Origin of the sequence: Stutzerimonas stutzeri (assembly GCF_024448895.1) — a bacterium.
Lineage (GTDB): Bacteria > Pseudomonadota > Gammaproteobacteria > Pseudomonadales > Pseudomonadaceae > Stutzerimonas > Stutzerimonas stutzeri_Q.
In genome coordinates, this window is record NZ_JAMOIC010000065.1 from 1 (window position 1) to 1,402 (window position 1,402).

1 protein-coding gene is annotated in these 1,402 nt (G+C 68.0%); it reads right to left on the reverse strand.

Going from position 1 to position 1,402, the window contains the following annotated elements; genetic code table 11:
* Positions 1-103: 103 nt before the first annotated feature.
* On the reverse strand, positions 104-1,402 hold a 1,299-nt coding region (locus tag NA619_RS24935), incomplete at its 5' end, for an LTA synthase family protein (protein ID WP_255964439.1).

Below are 1,402 nucleotides of genomic sequence, written 5' to 3' on the forward strand. Positions count from 1 at the left end.
CAGCGCGACGGCGCGGTGACGGTGGTCGGCGCGCTGGGCGACTACGCCACTTACTTCGCCGACGACAGCTTCAAGCCGCTGGAACACTGATCGACCGCCGCGCTCAACCCTTGTCCGGCCGTGCCGGCGGGGCCGCTTTCACCGCGAGCGGCACCTCGGCGGCCACCGCTTCCGACTCGCCCTCGCCGCTGCGATCTCCGCTGGTGTTGGCCAGCAGGCTGGCGGTGGCGGTCTGCAGGTAGGCGTGCAGCTGGCGCAGCAGCTGCGGCTGATCCTCGGCAGCGGCGATCCGCTCGCCAGCCGGTTCACCGCCCAGGCGATAGCGATACAGCCGCGCCGGCTGCTCCTTGGGCTGTACCAGCACCCGATCACCGCGGATCAGCGCCACGGTCTGGTCGCTGCCCGACGGCTTGACGATGCCGAAACCCGGATCGTCCGCCGGCAGGCTGAGCAAATCGCGGCCCCAGCATTGATGACGCACCTCTCCACCGAGGCGGCCCATGATGGTCGGCACCACGTCCACCTGCGTACCGACCACCTCGCGACGGCTGCCGAAACGCTCGGTGACGCCCGGGGCGATCAGCAGCAGCGGCACGTGGAAGCGCAGCAGATCCATCTCGGTGACTTCCTCCGGCGCGCCGAACCCGTGGTCGCCGACCACGACGAACAAGGTCTGCTTGAACCAGGGCTGGTTACGCACCTTGTCGAAGAACTGCCCCAGCGCCCAGTCCGAATAACGCATCGCCGTCAGATGCTGGTCCAGCGCGCCATGCCCCTCGACAGCAGCGACCGGCAACTGCTCGGGTAGCGCATACGGCGTGTGGTTGGACAGCGTCTGCAGCAGCGCATAGAACGGCGCGCCGTTATCCAGCTTGCCCAGCTCCTCGGCGGCGCGGGTGAACATGTCCTGGTCGGAAACACCCCAGGTCGGGTCGGAAACCACCGGATTCACATAGTCGTTGCGGCCAACGAAGCGCTTCATGCCCTGGTTGCCGAAGAACCCCGCCTGGTTGTCCCAGGCGAAATCGCCGTTGTAGACGTAGACGTCGTCGAACGCCCGCGCACCGAGCAGCTGCGGCAGTCCGGAGAAGCGATGGCCGCCTTCTGGCGTCTGCATCAGGTACTCGAAGCCGGGCAGGTTGGGAAAGCAGGCCATGCTGGCGAACATGCCCTGGTGGGTGTGGGTGCCGTTGGCGAAGAAACGCTCGAACAACAGCCCCTCGCCGGCCAGGCGGTCGAAGTTCGGCGTGATGCCGTCGGCACTGCCGAGCGCGCCGACATAGCGGCCGGCGAAGCTCTCCATGAGGATCACCACCACGTTGCGCACCGCCAGCTGGCCGTCCGCCGGCGGCTGGAAGTCACGGCGCACCGGCGCCAGCTCGGCGTCCACCAGCCGGTCGTT